Annotated in this window: 19 protein-coding genes; 8 read left to right on the forward strand and 11 right to left on the reverse strand. The window is 66.9% G+C overall.

Features of this window, described 5'->3' with window-relative positions:
* The first annotated feature begins 10 nt into the window (after nt 1–10).
* From V7Q42_RS13565 to V7Q42_RS13585, 5 genes are all read left to right on the forward strand, one after another.
* Entirely contained in the window at nt 11–1,384 is a 1,374-nt protein-coding gene (locus tag V7Q42_RS13565; RefSeq protein ID WP_333824627.1) for an L-serine ammonia-lyase, read from the forward strand.
* 14 nt (nt 1,385–1,398) lie between these two features.
* Nucleotides 1,399–2,688 carry a serine hydroxymethyltransferase gene (gene glyA, locus V7Q42_RS13570; protein WP_333824628.1) on the forward strand — a complete coding sequence of 430 codons (1,290 nt, stop codon included), beginning with the start codon at nt 1,399–1,401 and terminating at the stop codon, nt 2,686–2,688.
* Nucleotides 2,689–2,813: 125 nt separating this feature from the next.
* Nucleotides 2,814–3,200, forward strand: a complete 387-nt coding sequence (gene folB / locus V7Q42_RS13575) for a dihydroneopterin aldolase (protein WP_333824629.1) — start codon at nt 2,814–2,816, stop codon at nt 3,198–3,200.
* Nucleotides 3,201–3,291: 91 nt separating this feature from the next.
* Nucleotides 3,292–4,176 carry a formyltetrahydrofolate deformylase gene (gene purU, locus V7Q42_RS13580; protein ID WP_333824630.1) on the forward strand — a complete coding sequence of 295 codons (885 nt, stop codon included), beginning with the start codon at nt 3,292–3,294 and terminating at the stop codon, nt 4,174–4,176.
* A gap of 542 nt (nt 4,177–4,718) precedes the next feature.
* Complete coding sequence (locus V7Q42_RS13585; RefSeq protein WP_333824631.1) at nt 4,719–5,657, forward strand: hypothetical protein; 939 nt, start codon at nt 4,719–4,721, stop codon at nt 5,655–5,657.
* 187 nt (nt 5,658–5,844) lie between these two features.
* Here V7Q42_RS13585 and V7Q42_RS13590 read toward each other — a convergent pair.
* The 3 genes from V7Q42_RS13590 to V7Q42_RS13600 all read right to left on the reverse strand — a co-directional run bounded on the left by V7Q42_RS13590 (nt 5,845) and on the right by V7Q42_RS13600 (nt 8,709).
* Nucleotides 5,845–7,025, reverse strand: a protein-coding gene (locus V7Q42_RS13590; RefSeq protein ID WP_333824632.1) for an IS3 family transposase whose coding sequence is annotated in 2 segments (ribosomal slippage) — nt 5,845–6,761 and nt 6,761–7,025 — 1,182 coding nt in all. Because the reading frame shifts where the segments join, the coding sequence is not laid out codon by codon here.
* 344 nt (nt 7,026–7,369) lie between these two features.
* Nucleotides 7,370–7,792 (reverse strand): nuclear transport factor 2 family protein, encoded by a 423-nt coding sequence (locus V7Q42_RS13595; RefSeq protein WP_333824633.1) that lies wholly within the window; start codon nt 7,790–7,792, stop codon nt 7,370–7,372.
* A 62-nt stretch (nt 7,793–7,854) separates the two neighbouring features.
* A complete protein-coding gene (locus V7Q42_RS13600) occupies nt 7,855–8,709 on the reverse strand; it encodes an NmrA family NAD(P)-binding protein (protein WP_442958202.1) in 855 nt (284 codons plus the stop codon).
* A 138-nt stretch (nt 8,710–8,847) separates the two neighbouring features.
* Between V7Q42_RS13600 and V7Q42_RS13605 the strand changes: the two genes are divergently transcribed.
* Nucleotides 8,848–9,789, forward strand: a complete 942-nt coding sequence (locus tag V7Q42_RS13605) for an AraC family transcriptional regulator (protein WP_333824635.1) — start codon at nt 8,848–8,850, stop codon at nt 9,787–9,789.
* 294 nt (nt 9,790–10,083) lie between these two features.
* The gene (locus tag V7Q42_RS13610; RefSeq protein WP_333824636.1) at nt 10,084–10,347 is read left to right on the forward strand and encodes a WGR domain-containing protein; all 264 of its coding nucleotides are present in this window, start codon (nt 10,084–10,086) and stop codon (nt 10,345–10,347) included.
* 215 nt (nt 10,348–10,562) lie between these two features.
* On the opposite strand, the gene V7Q42_RS13615 is transcribed toward V7Q42_RS13610, so the two are convergent.
* Nucleotides 10,563–11,147: a phospholipase D-like domain-containing protein gene (locus V7Q42_RS13615; protein WP_333824637.1), complete on the reverse strand. Its 585-nt coding sequence runs from the start codon at nt 11,145–11,147 to the stop codon at nt 10,563–10,565.
* Here V7Q42_RS13615 and V7Q42_RS13620 point away from each other — a divergent pair.
* The gene (locus V7Q42_RS13620; protein WP_333824638.1) at nt 11,146–11,334 is read left to right on the forward strand and encodes a hypothetical protein; all 189 of its coding nucleotides are present in this window, start codon (nt 11,146–11,148) and stop codon (nt 11,332–11,334) included. The genes V7Q42_RS13615 and V7Q42_RS13620 overlap by 2 nt on opposite strands.
* 119 nt (nt 11,335–11,453) lie before the next feature.
* On the opposite strand, the gene V7Q42_RS13625 is transcribed toward V7Q42_RS13620, so the two are convergent.
* The 7 genes from V7Q42_RS13625 to V7Q42_RS13655 form a co-directional block, all read right to left on the reverse strand.
* On the reverse strand, nt 11,454–11,600 hold the full coding sequence (locus V7Q42_RS13625) for a hypothetical protein (RefSeq protein ID WP_333824671.1): 147 nt from the start codon (nt 11,598–11,600) through the stop codon (nt 11,454–11,456).
* 313 nt (nt 11,601–11,913) lie between these two features.
* Entirely contained in the window at nt 11,914–12,228 is a 315-nt protein-coding gene (locus V7Q42_RS13630) for a DUF736 domain-containing protein (RefSeq protein WP_217925617.1), read from the reverse strand.
* A gap of 439 nt (nt 12,229–12,667) precedes the next feature.
* Nucleotides 12,668–13,600 carry an ArdC family protein gene (locus V7Q42_RS13635; RefSeq protein WP_333824639.1) on the reverse strand — a complete coding sequence of 311 codons (933 nt, stop codon included), beginning with the start codon at nt 13,598–13,600 and terminating at the stop codon, nt 12,668–12,670.
* 283 nt (nt 13,601–13,883) lie between these two features.
* Complete coding sequence (locus V7Q42_RS13640) at nt 13,884–14,471, reverse strand: hypothetical protein (protein ID WP_333824640.1); 588 nt, start codon at nt 14,469–14,471, stop codon at nt 13,884–13,886.
* 384 nt (nt 14,472–14,855) lie between these two features.
* Complete coding sequence (locus tag V7Q42_RS13645; protein WP_333824641.1) at nt 14,856–15,161, reverse strand: hypothetical protein; 306 nt, start codon at nt 15,159–15,161, stop codon at nt 14,856–14,858.
* Nucleotides 15,158–16,078, reverse strand: coding sequence for a DUF7007 domain-containing protein (locus tag V7Q42_RS13650; RefSeq protein ID WP_333824642.1), 921 nt, complete (start codon nt 16,076–16,078; stop codon nt 15,158–15,160). The genes V7Q42_RS13645 and V7Q42_RS13650 overlap by 4 nt, the downstream gene beginning before the upstream one ends.
* Nucleotides 16,075–16,542, reverse strand: a complete 468-nt coding sequence (locus V7Q42_RS13655) for a hypothetical protein (protein ID WP_333824643.1) — start codon at nt 16,540–16,542, stop codon at nt 16,075–16,077. Before V7Q42_RS13655 ends, V7Q42_RS13650 begins: the two co-directional genes overlap by 4 nt.
* Nucleotides 16,543–16,605 lie beyond the last annotated feature (63 nt).

Raw genomic sequence — 16,605 nt, forward strand, 5'->3', positions numbered from 1 at the left:
AGGAGCGGGCATGATCAGTATCTTCGACCTCTTCAAGATCGGTATCGGACCCTCCTCCTCCCACACGGTCGGGCCGATGAAGGCCGCCGGTGCCTTCGTGGAGGCGCTCGAGGCGGGGGGGCTCACGGAGCGCGTCGCCCGTGTGGTGACGACGCTCTACGGGTCGCTCGCCTGGACCGGCAAGGGACACGGGACGCGCGATGCGGTGATCCTGGGGCTCTGCGGTGAGCGGCCGGCGACCATCGACCCGGACGCGGCCGGCGGCATCGTCCGGGCGGTCGAGGAGTCGTCGACGCTGGCGCTCGGCGGCCGGCGGTCGATCGGCTTCGTGGCGGAGACCGACATCGTCTCGGACATCGAGACGGTCCCCGCCTTCCATCCCAACACGCTCGCCTTCGAGGCGTTCGACGCGGCGGGCGCGTCGCTGATGATCCAGCGCTGGTGTTCGGTCGGCGGCGGCTTCGTCGTGCTCGAGGGTCACAACGAACCGCCGGTCGAAACCCAGGCGGGGCCGGTGCCCTATCCCTATTGCAGCGCCGCCGATCTGCTGGCGATGGCGAGTGCCTCGGGCGGTTCGATCGCCGACGTCGTGCGCGCCGACGAGGAGGCTCTGCGGCCGGCGGGGGAGGTGGCGGCGTATGTCCGGTCGATCGCCGAGGTGATGCTCGCCTGCGTCGATCGCGGTCTGGCGGCCGAGGGCGAGCTTCCCGGCGGGCTCCACGTCCGGCGGCGGGCCGCGTCGATCTTCCGCAAGCTGACCAAGCAGCAGTCGGAGAACGACTTCGCGGCGCATCAGATCATGGACGTGATCTCGGTCTTCGCGCTGGCGGTGAACGAGGAGAACGCCTCCGGCGGCCGCATCGTCACGGCGCCGACCAACGGTGCGGCGGGGGTGCTGCCGGCGGTGCTGCGCTACTACCGCGACTGCTGGCCGGGGGCGGACGAGGTGGGCATCGAGCGCTTCCTGCTGACGGCGACGGCGATCGGCGCCCTGTTCAAGATGAACGCCTCGATCTCGGGCGCCGAGGTCGGCTGTCAGGGCGAGGTCGGCGTCGCCTCGTCGATGGCGGCGGCGGGGCTGTGCGCCGCGCTCGGCGGCAGCGACGCTCAGGTCGAGAACGCCGCCGAGATCGCCATGGAACACCATCTCGGCCTGACCTGCGACCCGATCGGCGGGCTGGTGCAGATCCCCTGCATCGAGCGCAACGCCTTCGGCGCGGTCAAGGCGGTCAATGCCGCGTCGATGGCGCTCAAGGGTGACGGGACGCACCGGGTCAGCCTCGATCAGGTCATCGTCGCCATGCGCCAGACCGGCGCGGACATGCATCACAAATACAAAGAAACCTCACAGGGCGGCCTCGCCGTCGCCTTCGTGGAATGCTGAGGGGGAAAGACCCGATGTCGGTCGCCAACAGGAACACCGGATTCTTCACGACTGCGCTCGCGGATGTCGATCCGGAGCTGACGCGGGTCCTCGAACTCGAGACCGGTCGCCAGCGCGACGAGATCGAGCTGATCGCTTCGGAGAACCTCGTGTCGCAGGCCGTCCTGGAGGCGCAGGGCTCGGTGCTGACCAACAAATACGCCGAGGGCTATCCGGGCCGGCGCTACTACGGCGGGTGCCAGTACGTCGACCTCGCCGAGCAACTGGCGATCGATCGCGCCTGCCGGCTGTTCGGCTGCCGCTTCGCCAACGTCCAGGCGAATTCGGGCTCGCAGGCCAACCAGGCCGTCTTCCTCGGCCTGTTGAAGCCGGGCGACACCTTCATGGGCCTCGACCTCGCCGCCGGCGGGCATCTCACCCACGGCGCCAAGCCGAACATGAGCGGCAAGTGGTTCAACGTGGTGAGTTACGGGGTGCGGCCGGACGATCACCGCATCGACATGGAGGCGGTCGCCCGCCTCGCCGAGGAGCATCGGCCGCGGCTGATCATCGCCGGCGGCTCGGGCTATTCGCGCCATTGGGATTTCGCCCGCTTCCGTGAGATCTGCGACGCGGTCGGCGCCTATTTCATGGTCGACATTGCGCATTTCGCCGGGCTCGTCGCCGGTGGCGCCCATCCCTCGCCCTTCCCGCACGCCCATGTCGTCACTACGACCACCCACAAGACCCTGCGCGGTCCGCGCGGCGGCATGGTGCTCACCGACGACGAGGACATCGCCAAGAAGATCAATTCGGCGATCTTCCCCGGCCTGCAGGGCGGGCCGTTGATGCACGTGATCGCCGCCAAGGCGGTGGCGTTCCACGAGGCGTTGCAGCCGTCGTTCCGCGCCTATGCCCACGCGGTGGTGGAGAACGCACGCCAGCTCGCCGGGACGCTCGTCGACGCCGGTTTCGCCATCGCTTCGGGCGGCACCGACAATCATCTGATGCTGGTCGACCTGCGCCCGAAGAAGCTGACCGGCAAGGCGGCCGAGGCGTCGCTCGGGCGGGCTCACATCACCTGCAACAAGAACGGCATCCCGTTCGATCCGGAGAAGCCGACGATCACCTCGGGCATTCGGCTCGGCTCACCGGCGGCGACGTCGCGCGGCTTCGGCACGGCGGAGTTCCGCGCCGTCGGCGAGATGATCGTCGAGACGTTGAACGGGCTGTCGGCGCACGGCGAGGAGGGCAACGCGGCGACCGAGCAGGCGGTGAAGGCACGGGTCGCGGCGCTGCTGCGCGACTTCCCGATCTACGCCTGAGCGACCGAGCGCCGGGGCGACGCGCGACCGAGCGCTTCGCGCCCGATGACGGTGCCGACCGGGCCCGATGAAGGCGCGTGCCGTCGTGCGACGGGGGCGGGCTTCGAACCTCGACGGAGAGACGGTTGTCGAGCCTCCCAACGCCCGCGGTCCGCGACCGGATCGCCCTCGCGCGCATCGGCGTGTTCGCCCATCAGGGGCAGTGCGACGACGAGCATCGGCTCGGGGAGCGCTTCTACATCTCCGTGTCGATGGGGCTCGACCTCACCGAGGCGGGCCGTTCGGACGACCTCGGCGCGTCGGTGTCCTACGCCGAGATCGCCGAGTTGGTCCAGGAGATCGCCCTCGGTCGGCGCTTCGGCATCGTCGAGGCGCTGGCGGAGGCGATCGCGACGGCGGTGCTCGACGGCTTCGCCCGTGTCGCCGAGGTCACCGTCACGGTCGACAGGCCGAACGCGGCGGTGGCGGTGCTGCTCGACAGCGTCTCGGTCACCATCACACGCGGGCGATGAGCGAGGCCGATCGCGCCGGAGGGCGACGCGACGACGTCGGCCGACGACGACGATCGACAGACGAGAACCCCTCGAGGGGTCGGAGGAAACGATGAGCCGCCATGTCCTGACCGTCACCTGTCCGTCGAAGCGCGACATCGTCGCGGCGGTCGCCTCGTATCTGGCGCGGATGGGCTGCAACATCACCGATTGCGCCCAGTTCGATGCGCAGGAGACCGGCCGGTTCTTCATGCGCATGAGCTTCGTCAGCGAGGAGGGTCGATCGCTGAGCGAGATCGAACAACGCTTCGCCGACATCGCCGAGCGCTTCGAGATGGACAGCGACTTCCACGACGAAGCGACGCGGATGAAGGTCATCATCATGGTGTCGCGCTTCGGCCACTGCCTCAACGATCTGCTCTATCGCTGGCGGATCGGGGCGCTGCCGATCGACATCGTCGCGGTCATCTCCAACCACCTCGACTACCAGAAGCTCGTGGTCAACCACGACATCCCGTTCCACTACATCAAGGTGACGAAGGAGAACAAAGCCGAGGCGGAGGCGCAGCAGATGCGCATCATCGCCGAGACCGGCGCCGAGCTGATCGTCCTCGCCCGCTACATGCAGGTGCTGTCCGACGAGATGTGCCGGAAGATGTCGGGGCGGATCATCAACATCCACCACTCCTTCCTGCCGAGCTTCAAGGGCGCCAACCCCTACAAGCAGGCGTTCGAGCGGGGCGTCAAACTCATCGGCGCGACGTCGCACTACGTCACCGCCGATCTCGACGAGGGGCCGATTATCGAGCAGGACACGGCGCGGGTCACCCATGCCCAGAGCGTCGACGACTATGTCGCGCTCGGACGCGACGTCGAGAGCGTGGTTCTCGCCCGCGCCATCCATGCGCACATCCACCGGCGGGTGATCCTCAACGGCGACACGACCGTCGTCTTCCCGGCGAGCCCCGGCAGCTTCGCCTCGGCGAAGATCGGGTGATCAGATTCGATTTAGACCCAGGGTCACAGCAATCGACTACGTCGCATTGAAGCGTCGCGAAGGCGTAATGTTGCCAGGATGACTTTCATCGTTGTCAACATTGGATCGCCTTACTGGTCACGAGCGCACTCTGATGTGGGCAACGGTCTTCTCGCCACGCCCAGCGGGCGGCGTCGAGCCGCCCGCCCGATGGATCCCAACAACAGGTCAGACTGACGTCGAACCGACGTCGGAATGACGTCAAAATAACTTTTCTTTGCGAATTCCCATTTCATATCAATTAGTTGTCTATAAAAAATCGAACTTCGGTGCCCATCTCGGAGAATTCGGCGCCCATCGCCTCTGAAGTTCGGCCATCCCGCATTCATCTATTCGGGTCTCCGACCCGTTTCGATCGCGGCACCCCACAGCTGATGAGCTGTGGTATCCAAAGCGGCAGCTCTCGATTTCGTCTGCCTAATATAAACTGCCTAATATAAACCGACTAGGCGTGTTTGTTCCTTGCTTGAATCAGCTCCACGATCACGGAGAAGGAGCTGATCATGACGACGCAATTTCTCCACATCGATGGCTATTCACTATCACGGAAGCGAGGAAAATTCAGTGCTTCTGGCATCCTCGCCGAGGCGGCGCGCGTGCCGAGCGCCTGTCGCCACCTCGACGCGCCCCAGCCGCCGATCATCCGCTTCGGTCGGTCACCGACCGAGATCGAGGCGGTGCTGCGGGATCGCGTCGCCGCAGGACACGACCGTCTCGGACGCGCGGTCTCGGTCGCGAGCCTGGTCCTGATGACCGCCGTCGCATCGTGGCCGGAGCCGACCGATGTGACCTTCGGCTCACCCGAAAGCCGCGCACGGTATGAGGCGTGGCGGTCACTGACCATCGGCTTTTTCCGTCAGCTCTGGGGCGACGCCCTCCTCGGTGTCGTCGAACATGTCGACGAGCCCTACCCGCATCTCCACCTCTTCGCCGTTCCGCCCCTCGATCCGACTGGGGTCCTCACGGTCGAGACGATCTCGGAGCCGCATCGGGTGCAGGCGGAGAAGCGCCGGGCCGGCGGTAGTCGCGCAGAGTATCGCCAGGCCTTTCGTGGCGCCGCGGTCGACCTGCAGGACGCCTACTACGCCGCGGTCGGCGCCCCCTGTGGTCTCGACCGTATCGGACCTCGGCGGCTGCGGCTGACCCGGGCCGAAGTGATGGCACGCCGGCGGGCCCAGGAGGCCGAGCGGAAGGCCGAGGCCGAACGGCAGGCGGAATGGGTGCGGCGCGAGGCGGAGATGCACCGTGAGATGGACGCCTACCGCGCGCGCTGCGCCGCCGAAACCGCCGACCAGATCAATGCCGATCGGGAAGCCTCCGCCGCACTGAGGACGAGGGCGGCCGACGAGATCCGTCGCGTCCAGGCCGAAAACGATTACCTCCGCGAGGAACTGGCACGTCTCGGATGGGAGCCCCCTGGGGAGGCGAAACCGGCGAGGTGATGTTCAGCGCCGGTTCGGCACGACCGACCCAGATATTGGCATCACAGCCTCGATCTTCGTCCAGGCATCGAAGAAGGTCTCGTCGACGGAATGGTTCTTCATTTTCTGGGAAATGAGCACCGATGACGTCGATTTAACAAATTGTTAACCAATTGATCAGCCCCCACCGAGTGGTCCAGTTTGATTGTTAGTTCAGGGTCGGCCTCGGCGCCAGGGCGGGCGTCGAAGCTGGTCGGGGTTGCGTAGGCGTCCTCCCTGGCGCCGTTGGAATGAAGACCTCGGGCGCAGGCGGTTTGTAGCCGAGCGAGCCGTGGGGTCGTTCGGTGTTGTAGTGGCGTCGCCAGCTCTCGACGACGATCTTCGCCTCGGCCAGGGAGTAGAAGATCTCCCCGTCGAGCAGTTCGTCCCGGAGCCGTGCGTTGAAACTCTCGACGAAGCCGTTCTCCCAGGGGCTGCCGGGGGTGATGTAGGCCGTCTTGGCTCCGACCGCGGTGATCCAGTCTCTGACGATCTTGGCGATGAACTCCGGCCCGTTGTCCGAGCGAACGTGCTCCGGGACGCCGCGAAGGATGAACAGGTCCGACAGCACATCGACGACATCGACCGCCTTCAGCCGTCGGGCGATGCGGATCGCCAGGCACTCGTGGGTGAACTCGTCCACGACGTTCAGCATGCGGTACTTTCGCCCCTCGTGGGTTCGGTCTTCGACGAAGTCGTAGGACCAGACGTGGTTCGGCCGCTCTGCTCGCAGGCGGATGCACGATCCGTCGGCGAGCCAGAGCCGGCCCCGCTTCGGTTGCTTCGACGGGACCTTCAGCCCCTCGCGGCGCCAGATCCGTTCGACCCGCTTGTCGTTGACCACCCATCCGGCCGTCGAACGGAGAAGTTCGGCGATCTTCCGGTAGCCATAGCGCCCGTATCGGCGAGCGAGTTCGACGACGTCGGCGGTCAGCCTATCTTCGTCGTCTCGTCCGCGTGGGACTTGGCGCTGGGTCGAACGGTGCTGTCCGAGCACGCGGCAGACCCGCCTCTCGGACACCTTCATCGTCGATCGAACATGATCGATGCAGGCACGGCGACGCGCGGGGCTCAGAAGTTTCCCTTTGCAGCCTCGGCCAAGATGAGCTTGTCGAGGGTCAGATCGGCGACGGCTTTCCGCAGCCGCACGTTCTCCGCCTCCAGGTCCTTGAGTTTGCGGACCTGATCAGACTTCAGGCCGCCGAACTCACGCCGCCAGCGATAGTAGGTGAGCGTGGTGACGCCGATCGCCCGAACCGCGTCCACGACGGGGCTCCCTTGGCCGATCAGAACGTCGACCTGACGCAGCTTCGCGATGATCTCTTCCGGTTGATGACGCTTTCTCGGCATCGGATGGTCCTTCCTCGCTGTCCGTAGACATACATCGGGATGGACCAGTTCGATGGGGGTGGATCACAAGACTGGGACATTCTAACTTTGCGCCTACAAAGTTTATTCGCATAGTCTATATTATGGAATAATATCGCTTTGCATTCTAATATGCACATAGTTTTCTAGCTTCATTACTATCATTTTTCGCCGGAATATGTCATTAATCTCTTAATCCTCGCGGATAACCCACCTTCTATCAGACCGAAGCCGAAATCGGCACCCGGACAGGCGATCGGCACCAGATCCGACCGCGTCCGTCGACCGCCCCATTTGTGAAACGCCATACGCTCGTCATCGAGCGATCACCCGCCGAGCGCCACCCAGGCGGCGTGCGAGTCCATATAGTCGCGCCAGCGGGCGATTTTGCCACCTTCGATCTCAATGATCGAGCAGAACCGATTGTCGTAGGGCGCCCCGCTCGCCAGGATCGTGCCGTGGACGTCGTATTCGATGACCACGACCCGGCCGCCGTCGGCTCTGGTGACGATCGGTCCGTCCGCCGAGCGGATCCGGATGGCTTCGACATAGCCGGCGAAGGCCGCCATGAGCGCGGCCAGCCCCCGGATCACGCGCGGCCAGCCGAGTTCGTAGCGGACCTCGTAGGAGATGTCTTCGGCGACGACGTCGAAGAAGTGCTCACCCTCGACCAGGTCGCCCAAGGAGCCACGGATCAGGGCAAAATAGGGCTCCGCACCTTCGTAGGCGGCATAGCGCTCGCTCGACATTGTGATGTCTCCGGTGACCTTAGGCCTTCGGCCGTGATGCGTTCTCGATCTTCGGCCTCGCCTCATTCGACCGCCTTTACCGTCCACGCGGCGAGGTTGCGCCGAACAAACTCACGAAAATCCGTCGCCGGCCGGCCGGTGACCTTTTCGACGTCGCCGTTCGGGCGAGAGCCGTCGCCGGCGATGATCGTGCCGGTCAGCCACCGCAGCATGACCGCATAGTCGGCGGGCACGAACCCGGCCGCCACCGCGCCGTCGACCCAGGCGTCGCGATCGACGTCGACGTGCCGGATCGGCCGGCCGGCCTCTTCCGAGAGAATAGCCGCCACTTCGGCGACCGTGAGCGCGCGCGGACCGGTCGGCGCATGGATCGCGCCCGCGTGGACCTCCGGCCGGGCGAGCGTCTCGACCGCCACGGCGGCGATGTCGCCGGCGTCGACGAAGGCCTCGGCCCCACCAGCGGTCGGCACGATGATCGCACCATCGACGATCGGGAGATGCTCGTCGGCAAAGTTCTGCATCACCCACGCCGGGCGCAGAATGGAATGGCTGATCGCGCCCCGGCGCGCGAGATCGCGCTCGACCGCGAGGATGTCGACCTCGGGCGGCGCCCGGTCGCTGCCGTACGTGCTGAGGAAGGTCACGTGGCGCACCCCGGCGCCGATTGCGAGGTCGAGGAAGTCGGCGACGGCGCCGGCGAAGCGGGTCCGCGCTACCGGAGTCACCAGATAGAGCCGGTCGACGCCGGCGAGCACGGGGCGATGGGTCGCCGGGTCGTCCCAGTCGAAGGTCACGTCGGCGCCATGCCGGGCGGCCGTGCGCACCGCAAAGCCGCGCTCGGAAAGGCCGCGGGCCACCAATTTTCCGGTTCGCCCGGTTCCGCCGAGCACCAGGGTCGTCTTGTGAGAAGTGATCATCGGTCGTCCTCCGTCATCGGATCGTGGACAGATGATGCGGACGAAGGACGCGCGTCTCAATGTTCGATGCGCTCAAATCGCTATGCAAAACGCTCGTACAGTTGACGGCATCGATCGCTCAGCGCAGTCTCTCCAATCATGGACCTGCTCGCCGACCACCTCACCCGCGCCCGCGCCTCCGGCGCCGTCTTCGCTCGCACCGTCGCGCGGCCGCCGTGGGGGCTGCGGCTCGGCGGTGAGATCCAACTCGCCGTCCATGCCGTCGCGCGCGGGCAGTGCTGGCTGTGGTTCGACGATCCGACGGAGGCGCCGATCCCGCTGTCACCGGGCCGTTTCGCATTGGTGCGGGGCGGCCGCGATCACTTCATCGGGCACGAACCCGGCGCCCTCTGCCTCGAGCCCGAGGCGTTCCGGGCGGCGCACGCAAACGATGCCGTCTCGGACGATGCCCAGGCGACGGTGTTCCTGTGCGGCGCCTACCGGTTTTCCGGCGACATCGGCCAGGGGCTGCTCGCGACCCTGCCGCCGGTGATCTCGCTCACGCCGGAGATCGGCGACCCGATGCGCGAGGTGATAGGTCTCCTGTCGCGTGAGTTGGCAGTCCCCGAGCCAGGTCAGAACACAGTACTGGACCGACTTCTCGACGTCCTGCTGGTGCTCGCGGTCCGCTCCAGCTTTCGCGACAGTACCTCAGCGCCGCGATGGTATCGGGCGTCGGCCGATCGGCGGCTGAAGGCGGCGCTGCAGGCGATCCACGAGGATGCAGCGCATCCGTGGTCGGTGCCGGAACTCGCGAAGATCGGCGGGCTCTCGCGCGCCGCCTTCGCGCGCGCCTTTGGCGAGGCGCTCGGAGAGACGCCGATGCAGTATCTGACCGAGTGGCGGATGACGTTGGCTCGAGACCACCTGCGCGACGGCGCGATGAGCCTCGCCGAGATCGCCGACGCCATCGGTTACGGCTCACCCTACGCCTTCGCCGCGGCGTTCCGGCGTCATCACGGGCTTCCGCCCGGCGCGTGGCGGAGCCAGGTAGCCGAAGCCGGCGACGAACGAGCGACCGACCGGATCCATCTCGGCTGACGATGCGCATGAGCACCGGAGATCGACGCGCCGATCGTCTCCGCCACTGTCGATCCATCACTACGCTCGGATCGCGCTACGACATCCCAGACGACGACATGAAAGGAGAAGTCGTCGGCGAGAACCGGTTCGAGTGGTGGAAGAGGGACGATGCGACAGACGGCACAGCGACGGCTGGGTCTCGTCTTGAGGAGAACTCGGCCGACTCGATCCATCGAAGGCGTGAATCGTTGAGCCCGAACCGATTCACCGAAGTCATTAGACGCGTGGCCGCAGCCGCGCGAGACTCTCTTCATGACGACGCTCGTGCCCGACCCGATCCACCTGCACCGCATCGACCTCGACCGGAACATGCGGCGCTTCTATGAGATCTCCGTGCAGCCGACCCTCTTCGGTGGTGCCTCGCTCGTCCGCACATGGGGCCGCATCGGGACCGCCGGTCAGGCGCTGGTCGAAACCTCCGACCACCCGGACGAAACCGCCGTGGCCTTCACCCGCCTCGAACGCACGAAGCGCCGACGCGGCTATCGCGACGCGACCCGGGCGGCACTTCCCTGAACGCGCTCACGAAGCCGTCGGCGAATGCACGGCGGACATGTGAAGATGCTGCATCGCAGCACCTTGCCGTGAGGGTTCATCCTTACTACCTTGGTCGTATCGCTTTCGAGCGATGGCCCTTCTCGGGCGTTTCCTCCCTGATACCACTTTCACCGCCGGTGCCTCCGCACCGGCGGTTTTTCTCGGCCCGAGGCAGGGCATCGTCGGTGATCGGTTCACGGCGCGGCGTCACCTGATCGCGCCCGAGCGATCGGGACGGCCTTCGTCCACATCCGCTCGAAATAATCGCGAAAGGCCGCGACCACCGACGGCACCGAGATCACCAGACGATCGTTGTCCTGCTGTTTCAGTCCGGACGCCGTCAGGTTCGCCGAACCGGTGCGGAGCCGCTCGCCATCGACCACGTAGGCCTTGAGGTGCATGATCGGCCCCTTCTTCTTCAATCGGATCTCCTCCTCGAGTGGTGCGAGCCGCGCGAAGTCCGATTTCTGAGAGGGATCGAGCAGGATCCGCAGGGTGACACCCCGCTCCTTCGCCAGGATCAACGCATCGATCACCGGACGATCGGTCAGGATGTAGGCCGCGACGTCGAGAGAGGTCTCGGCTTCGTCGATCAGAGCGACATCGAGGCGCTCGAGGTTCTCGACCGGAGAGTGGTGGATCTCGATCGGCTCGGCTGCCATCACGGGTGCCGACGCGACGGCCGCCACCACGGCCAGCAGAAGGAAGCGATGGAACGGGGTTCGAACGCGGGTGAAGTGTGGCATGGTGAGACGACCGAACGGGGAGAGCGGGATCATGGCCGAGAAGTCCGAGTCGGCGGCGCGAGAGATCAGTGTCGCACTGACCGAGCTGATCGGCATCGCCGAAAGCAGTGGGCTGCCGATGCTCGCCTACCTTCTCGACATGGCGCGTGTCGAAGCGCGGGCGCAAGCCGGAGACACCCCACTACGGCCTGCGAACGTCCTCCCGTTCAAACCGAACTGAAGACGGCATGCCTATCGGCGCTGCCGAAATTCGGTGACGGGCCTCGCTCTCGGTCACACTATGACGATCCCGGCCGCTCGGTTGCCCTGCAGCCGGGAGAGTTGTAGCGGTCGCCGCCCTCATTGGGGCGGCGTCTTTCGGCGCCGGTCGCGCTCGGCGACGGCCACCGCCAGTTCCGCGGCGATCTGTTGGCGCTCGGTCCGGTCCTGGCAGCCGCGCAATTCGGCGCGCAGCTCTTCGACGTGTTCATGGATGGAAATCGTCATCGTCGTCTCCTCGACGTTGGTGAAGGACGACGCCGACGGACATGGCGAGACGGATGGGTCGAGGATCGCGGAAGTGACCGGCAGAGCCGGTGGGTGGGGGAGCCGATTTTCTGGCGCCGCCCGCAGGGTGGCGACTGAAAACCGGGGGGACCGCCCGTCCTCGAGGCGTCCGGCTCGCCATGGCAGACTGGGACGGCCCGCGCAGACCCTCGGGTTTCGGAAGCTTCGAGGAGGAGCGCCGCCACCCGCTGGTTCACTCCTTCCGATCGAAGAGAGCCGACCCCGCCGGTGGGCGGGGCCGGAGGTGGGAGCCTCAGTCCCGGTTCGGCCGGGACCAGATCAGCTGCAGGCCCTCCTCGCCGTCGACCTCCGCCAGCGTGGCGTAGATCGGAGCCGGGAAGCTCGGGTCGTCGAGCTTGACCGAGAGGTAGTCCCGGCCGGAGCCCTCGGCGACGCGCTGCCAGGCGGCACCGAGTTCGACGCCGCCCTGGGCGAAGATGCGGAAGTGCGGTCCCTTGTCGGACGGGCTGTCGATGCGACGGAACTGGGCCTTGACGTTGAGAGCGAGGGTGCGGATCGAGCCGCTGAAGCCGTTGCCGGTCGAGGTGAAGGAGCCGATGGTCGCCACGATGATGATCCTTTCGTCTGGTTCGAGCCGCGCCCACCGCGGCCTCGATGGCTGTCACCAGGACCGGGGACGATCGGACCGCACCTCGAAGAGGCCGAAACGACGTGGAGGACGGTGGAACGCGGCTTTGTTGTTCCGCGAGGAATGCGAACCTGTTCGCAGGGGAAGAAAGTCGCGTCGGACCGTTGCGGGAGGACGATCGAGGCGGAGCCGACCCCGGTCGGACATGCCCCATCGAGCCCGCAGGTGGGTCGGCCGGTTGCCGAACGGGAAGGAGCCGATCCTGGCCTCGCCCATCGCCCCACCGTTCTCGGACACCCGACGCTTCCAGCGACCGGACACCTCCTCTCCGCTCGTCAGGACGTGGGGACCGGACAGGACTGGTTTCTGCCGGAGGAGAGCTGACCGCCCTCCTTCGACCAGATCGGAACTCGGAGCGTCACGCCGCCTCTCGCGTGTCGCCGGTCCTTGCCTGCGGCTGGAGACCATGCAGATAGGTCACGGCGCGCTGTGCGTGCGCGGCAGCCGAGAAGATCGCTCGCCGGTCGTCGGCGAGAACGCGCAGCCACGAGTCGAGATAAGATGCGTGATCGGGCCGCGGTTCCAGCTCCGGCGCGATCCCGAGGTCGGCGCAGAGGAAGCACGACCCGAGCTCGGCGATCAGTTCTTCCCTCGCCCTTTCGCTTCGATCCTTGCCGTAACGGGACAGGTCGCGAGCGACACGATGAGGAGCCGCCGTCCAATGGGTCAGCTCATGGCTCAGGGTCGCCGCGTGAGACGCGGCGTCTCGAAACGCAGCGAAGGGCGGCATCTGGATGTGGTCGGTCGACGGTGAATAGAAGGCTCGATCGCCGCCGTGCCGGATCACCGCGCCGGTCTCGGCGAAGAAGCGATCGGCTCGTTCGATCCGCTCGACCGGGTCGACGATGGGTTCGGGAGGGGCATGGTAACGATCAGGCAGCCCGTCGATCTGCGCGACATTGAAGGCCGTATAGGCCTTCAGAAACGGGATGTCGCGCTCGACCTCGCCGCCGCCCGCATCTCTCTCGGTCTTGGTGAAACGGCTGGCGAAGACCACCATCGTACCGGTCTCGCCCTTGCGGACGGCGGCTCCGAGCTGGATCGCCTGTTTGAAGGTCATCCAGAACGGCGAGCCGTAGCCACGCGCCGTCGCCTCCGACCAGAGCAGCAGCACGTTCATGCCCGAATAGGGCTCGCCATTGTGGCGCAGAGGCCGCGTCACCCGGCCGGCCGCATTCCCGGCGCTCCAGGGCCGCATCCACGGCCGGACGCCCTTCTCGAGTTCGGCGACGATCTTCTCCGTGATGCGGGTGTAGATGTCGACGCGCGATCCTTCGGTCTTCCTGGTCATTCTCCGACCCTCCGTTGCGGCGGTCGCGCCGATCGCGACCCCGTCACGCGGTCCCTCCGCCGGGGATCGAAGGGGCGCCGCATCCGAAGGACCGGAACGAAGAGGAGGACGGCGCAGCCGTTGCGGCGATCCCCAGCCCCGGCATGACCGCGGCCGAGACGGGATCGCGTCGGCTTCCGTCCATTCCTCTGCCCTTCCCCCCATGAGAAAAGGTCGGCTCCGATCCGGAGCCGGCCCTGACAGGTCATGAGAAAGGGCGGGGCCGCGGCCCCGCCCGAAGGGCTCAGCCGAAGGCCGCCATCTGCTGTGCGGCCGCCTTGCGATCGAGGCTCTGACCGGGTTGGTCGACTTGGCGCTCGAAGGGCTTCCAGGTCTCGCCGACCACCTGCTCGTAGGCGGCGACGGCGCCCTCGGCGGCCATGCGCAGGGCATGAGCCTGAAGCCCCATGTCGGCGGCGAACTCGCGCTTGCGCTGGGCCGGCCCGTCGAAACCGACGGGTCCATCGACGTCCTCGTCACGGGCGTCGCAGGAGGCCTTCGCGGTCGCGTCGCGCGCCTCGGAAACCGCCCGGCTGTAGAACTGTCCGGCGCCATGAGCGGAGCCGACGAAAGCGCCGACGATGCGCTGCAGGTGGATCTGCATCGCCCGCTCGCCGAGGCCGTCGCCGAGTGCATCCGCCGTCTCGATGACGAGGCGGAGATGGGCCTCGCGGATGCCGTCGCCGTCGAGAACGGGCAGACCGAAGCTCTCGGAGATGCGCGCCGCCTGGGCGGCGTCGGGACAGGCGAGACGAACCATTTCGAGGGTGGTGCCCTTGCGCAGCGGCACGATGCGGGCGGGGGCACGGGAAACGGTGGTGGTCTTGGCCATGATGGTGATCCTTTCTCGGGTTCGCCCTCGGGATCGGACCGGCCCCTGCCGGCCGTCCCTCGGGTGCGGTCGAAGAGAGCCGGCGCCAGCCGAACGCTTCAGGGTCCGCTCCCCGCCCGACGAGCGGAGCCGGTCTGCGGACGCGTGGGGCGCAACGCCCCGACACAGGACGCGGGCCGGCTCTTGCCGAGGAAGCGGGGAGCGGCCGCCACGCGGCGCGCCAGCGGCCTTGAAGCGGACGGCCGCCGGTTCAGACCGCACGCAAACCCGAGGGACCGACCGGCAGGACGAGACCCACCTTCGAGCGATCGAGTAAGGAGCACAGGACCGAGAGCCTCCACACGCTCCGGCGCTCACGACGCATCCCGCCGATGCTGCGACCGGTCACCGGTCGATCCGTCGGAGATCGGTGATCGCCTGCTCCTGCCGTGCGAGCTTGCGCGACAGCGCCTCGATCTCACCGCGTCGCTCGAAGGCGAGGTGATCGGCATGCTCCCGAAACAACCGCTCGTCGACCTGCGTCCAGGTCGAACGACCACGTCCGTGGCAGCGGGCCTTTCGCCGATCGGTGATCGTCCGGCTTTCCGCCCGGCGGGCGATCTGACGCTCGATCAGTCCGAGATGCCGACGGGTCTCGCGACAGGCGGCCTCCATCCGGGCGAGAAGCAGCAACCGTTCGAGGGAGGTCATGGTCCCCTCCCCTCGGTGGAACGGCCGACGAAGCTCGCGACCCCGTCACAGGCGGCGTCACATCCCCCGTTACAGATGGCGTGACGGGCTGGATCGACGACGAAGCCGAACGGTCGCTCGGCCTCATATTCGATTGAGGGCACGAGGAACCGCCGCTCCTCGGCACGCGGATCGCGACGGCCTCCGAGAGTGGCGACGACCTCGACCATGGCGGCGCGGTGAGACGCGCGGATTGCGGAGATCACCACCCAGTCGGCCGCATGTGCGGCGGCGAAGGCGCGGCGGTCCTTCTCATAGGAGTCTCCCGGGCCGAGAACTGCATCGAAAATCGCCTCCCAGGCATCGGGAAACCAGTCCTTCAGCGTCGTCTCGGCGCAGCGCCGTTCGAAGGCGGTGAAGAGGTCGGGAAAGGTGATCGCGACCGCCGCCCAGCCGCAGTCCTCCTCGTACCAACCACCCTCGGACCGCAGTGTCGGGTGGACCGCGGCGTTGCGCTCGGGCGAGAGATGGAAGCCACCATGGCTCGCCGTCGCATATTCGACGATCCCCTCGGCGTAGGCCGTGGCACCCTGCGCCGCTCCCCACGGCGTGTTCGCCGAGGAACGCATCTGGACCCGGCCGAGCCGACGCTTCTCGCGCTGGTGCTCGGCGTTCTCCAGCACCTTCGCGCGGAACTCGGCCTCGCCCGCGAGCCGGCCCGAATGACCGTAGAAGTCGGAACGCCGCCACTCTGCGAGCGGCCGCGTGATGCGCCAGCCGGTCGCCAGGAAGTGAGTGCCGCCCCTTCCGGGCAGCATGGCGAAGGCGTTGTCGCCGACCCGCGCCACCGGGAAACCGTCCATGCTGACGCCGAACTCGACGACTTGCCCTTCGTCGACCTCGGCGACGGCCGTCGTGACAGGTAACTGGTCGTTCATGCCGCCCTCCCCTCGCCTTCGACCACGATGAGATCCGACACTTCCTCGAGTACGGCGTGCGGATAGCCGTGCCGAGAGAGCCACGCCTCGGCCTCGCGGCGGTCTGCCGCGAGATGGACGAGTTCGCGGCCGTCGCCGGGGCGATCGAAGATCCGGATGGAGCCGCCGGGCGGGCGCTCCACCACCTCGAAGCGGAGGTTGCTCGCGACCGAGAATGTCCTGAGCACCTTCATGACGATGACGCCACCGCTGGCGAGATCGGTCTCGTGCAACGTGAAGCCGGCCGGGATCGCCACGGTGCCGAGCCTGCGCTCCGCCTGCTTGGCGATCAGTCGCCCTCGCGCGTTGTTGCTCCGCCAGGCGTCGAACTTCCTCGTGTGGCGCTCGGGCGGACGCGGAGTACCGTCCGACCAGGCGACGATGGAACCGATGGGGGCGAGATCGAAGATGCGTTGCGCGGTCATGGTGCGCTCCTGAGCCGAGAGGACGTGGAAACGAAACCGCCGCCGGGGCGACCGGCGGCGGAG

It is taken from the genome of Pinisolibacter sp. (assembly GCF_036782435.1).
In the GTDB taxonomy this organism is placed as follows: Bacteria; Pseudomonadota; Alphaproteobacteria; order Rhizobiales; family Ancalomicrobiaceae; genus CALBKH01.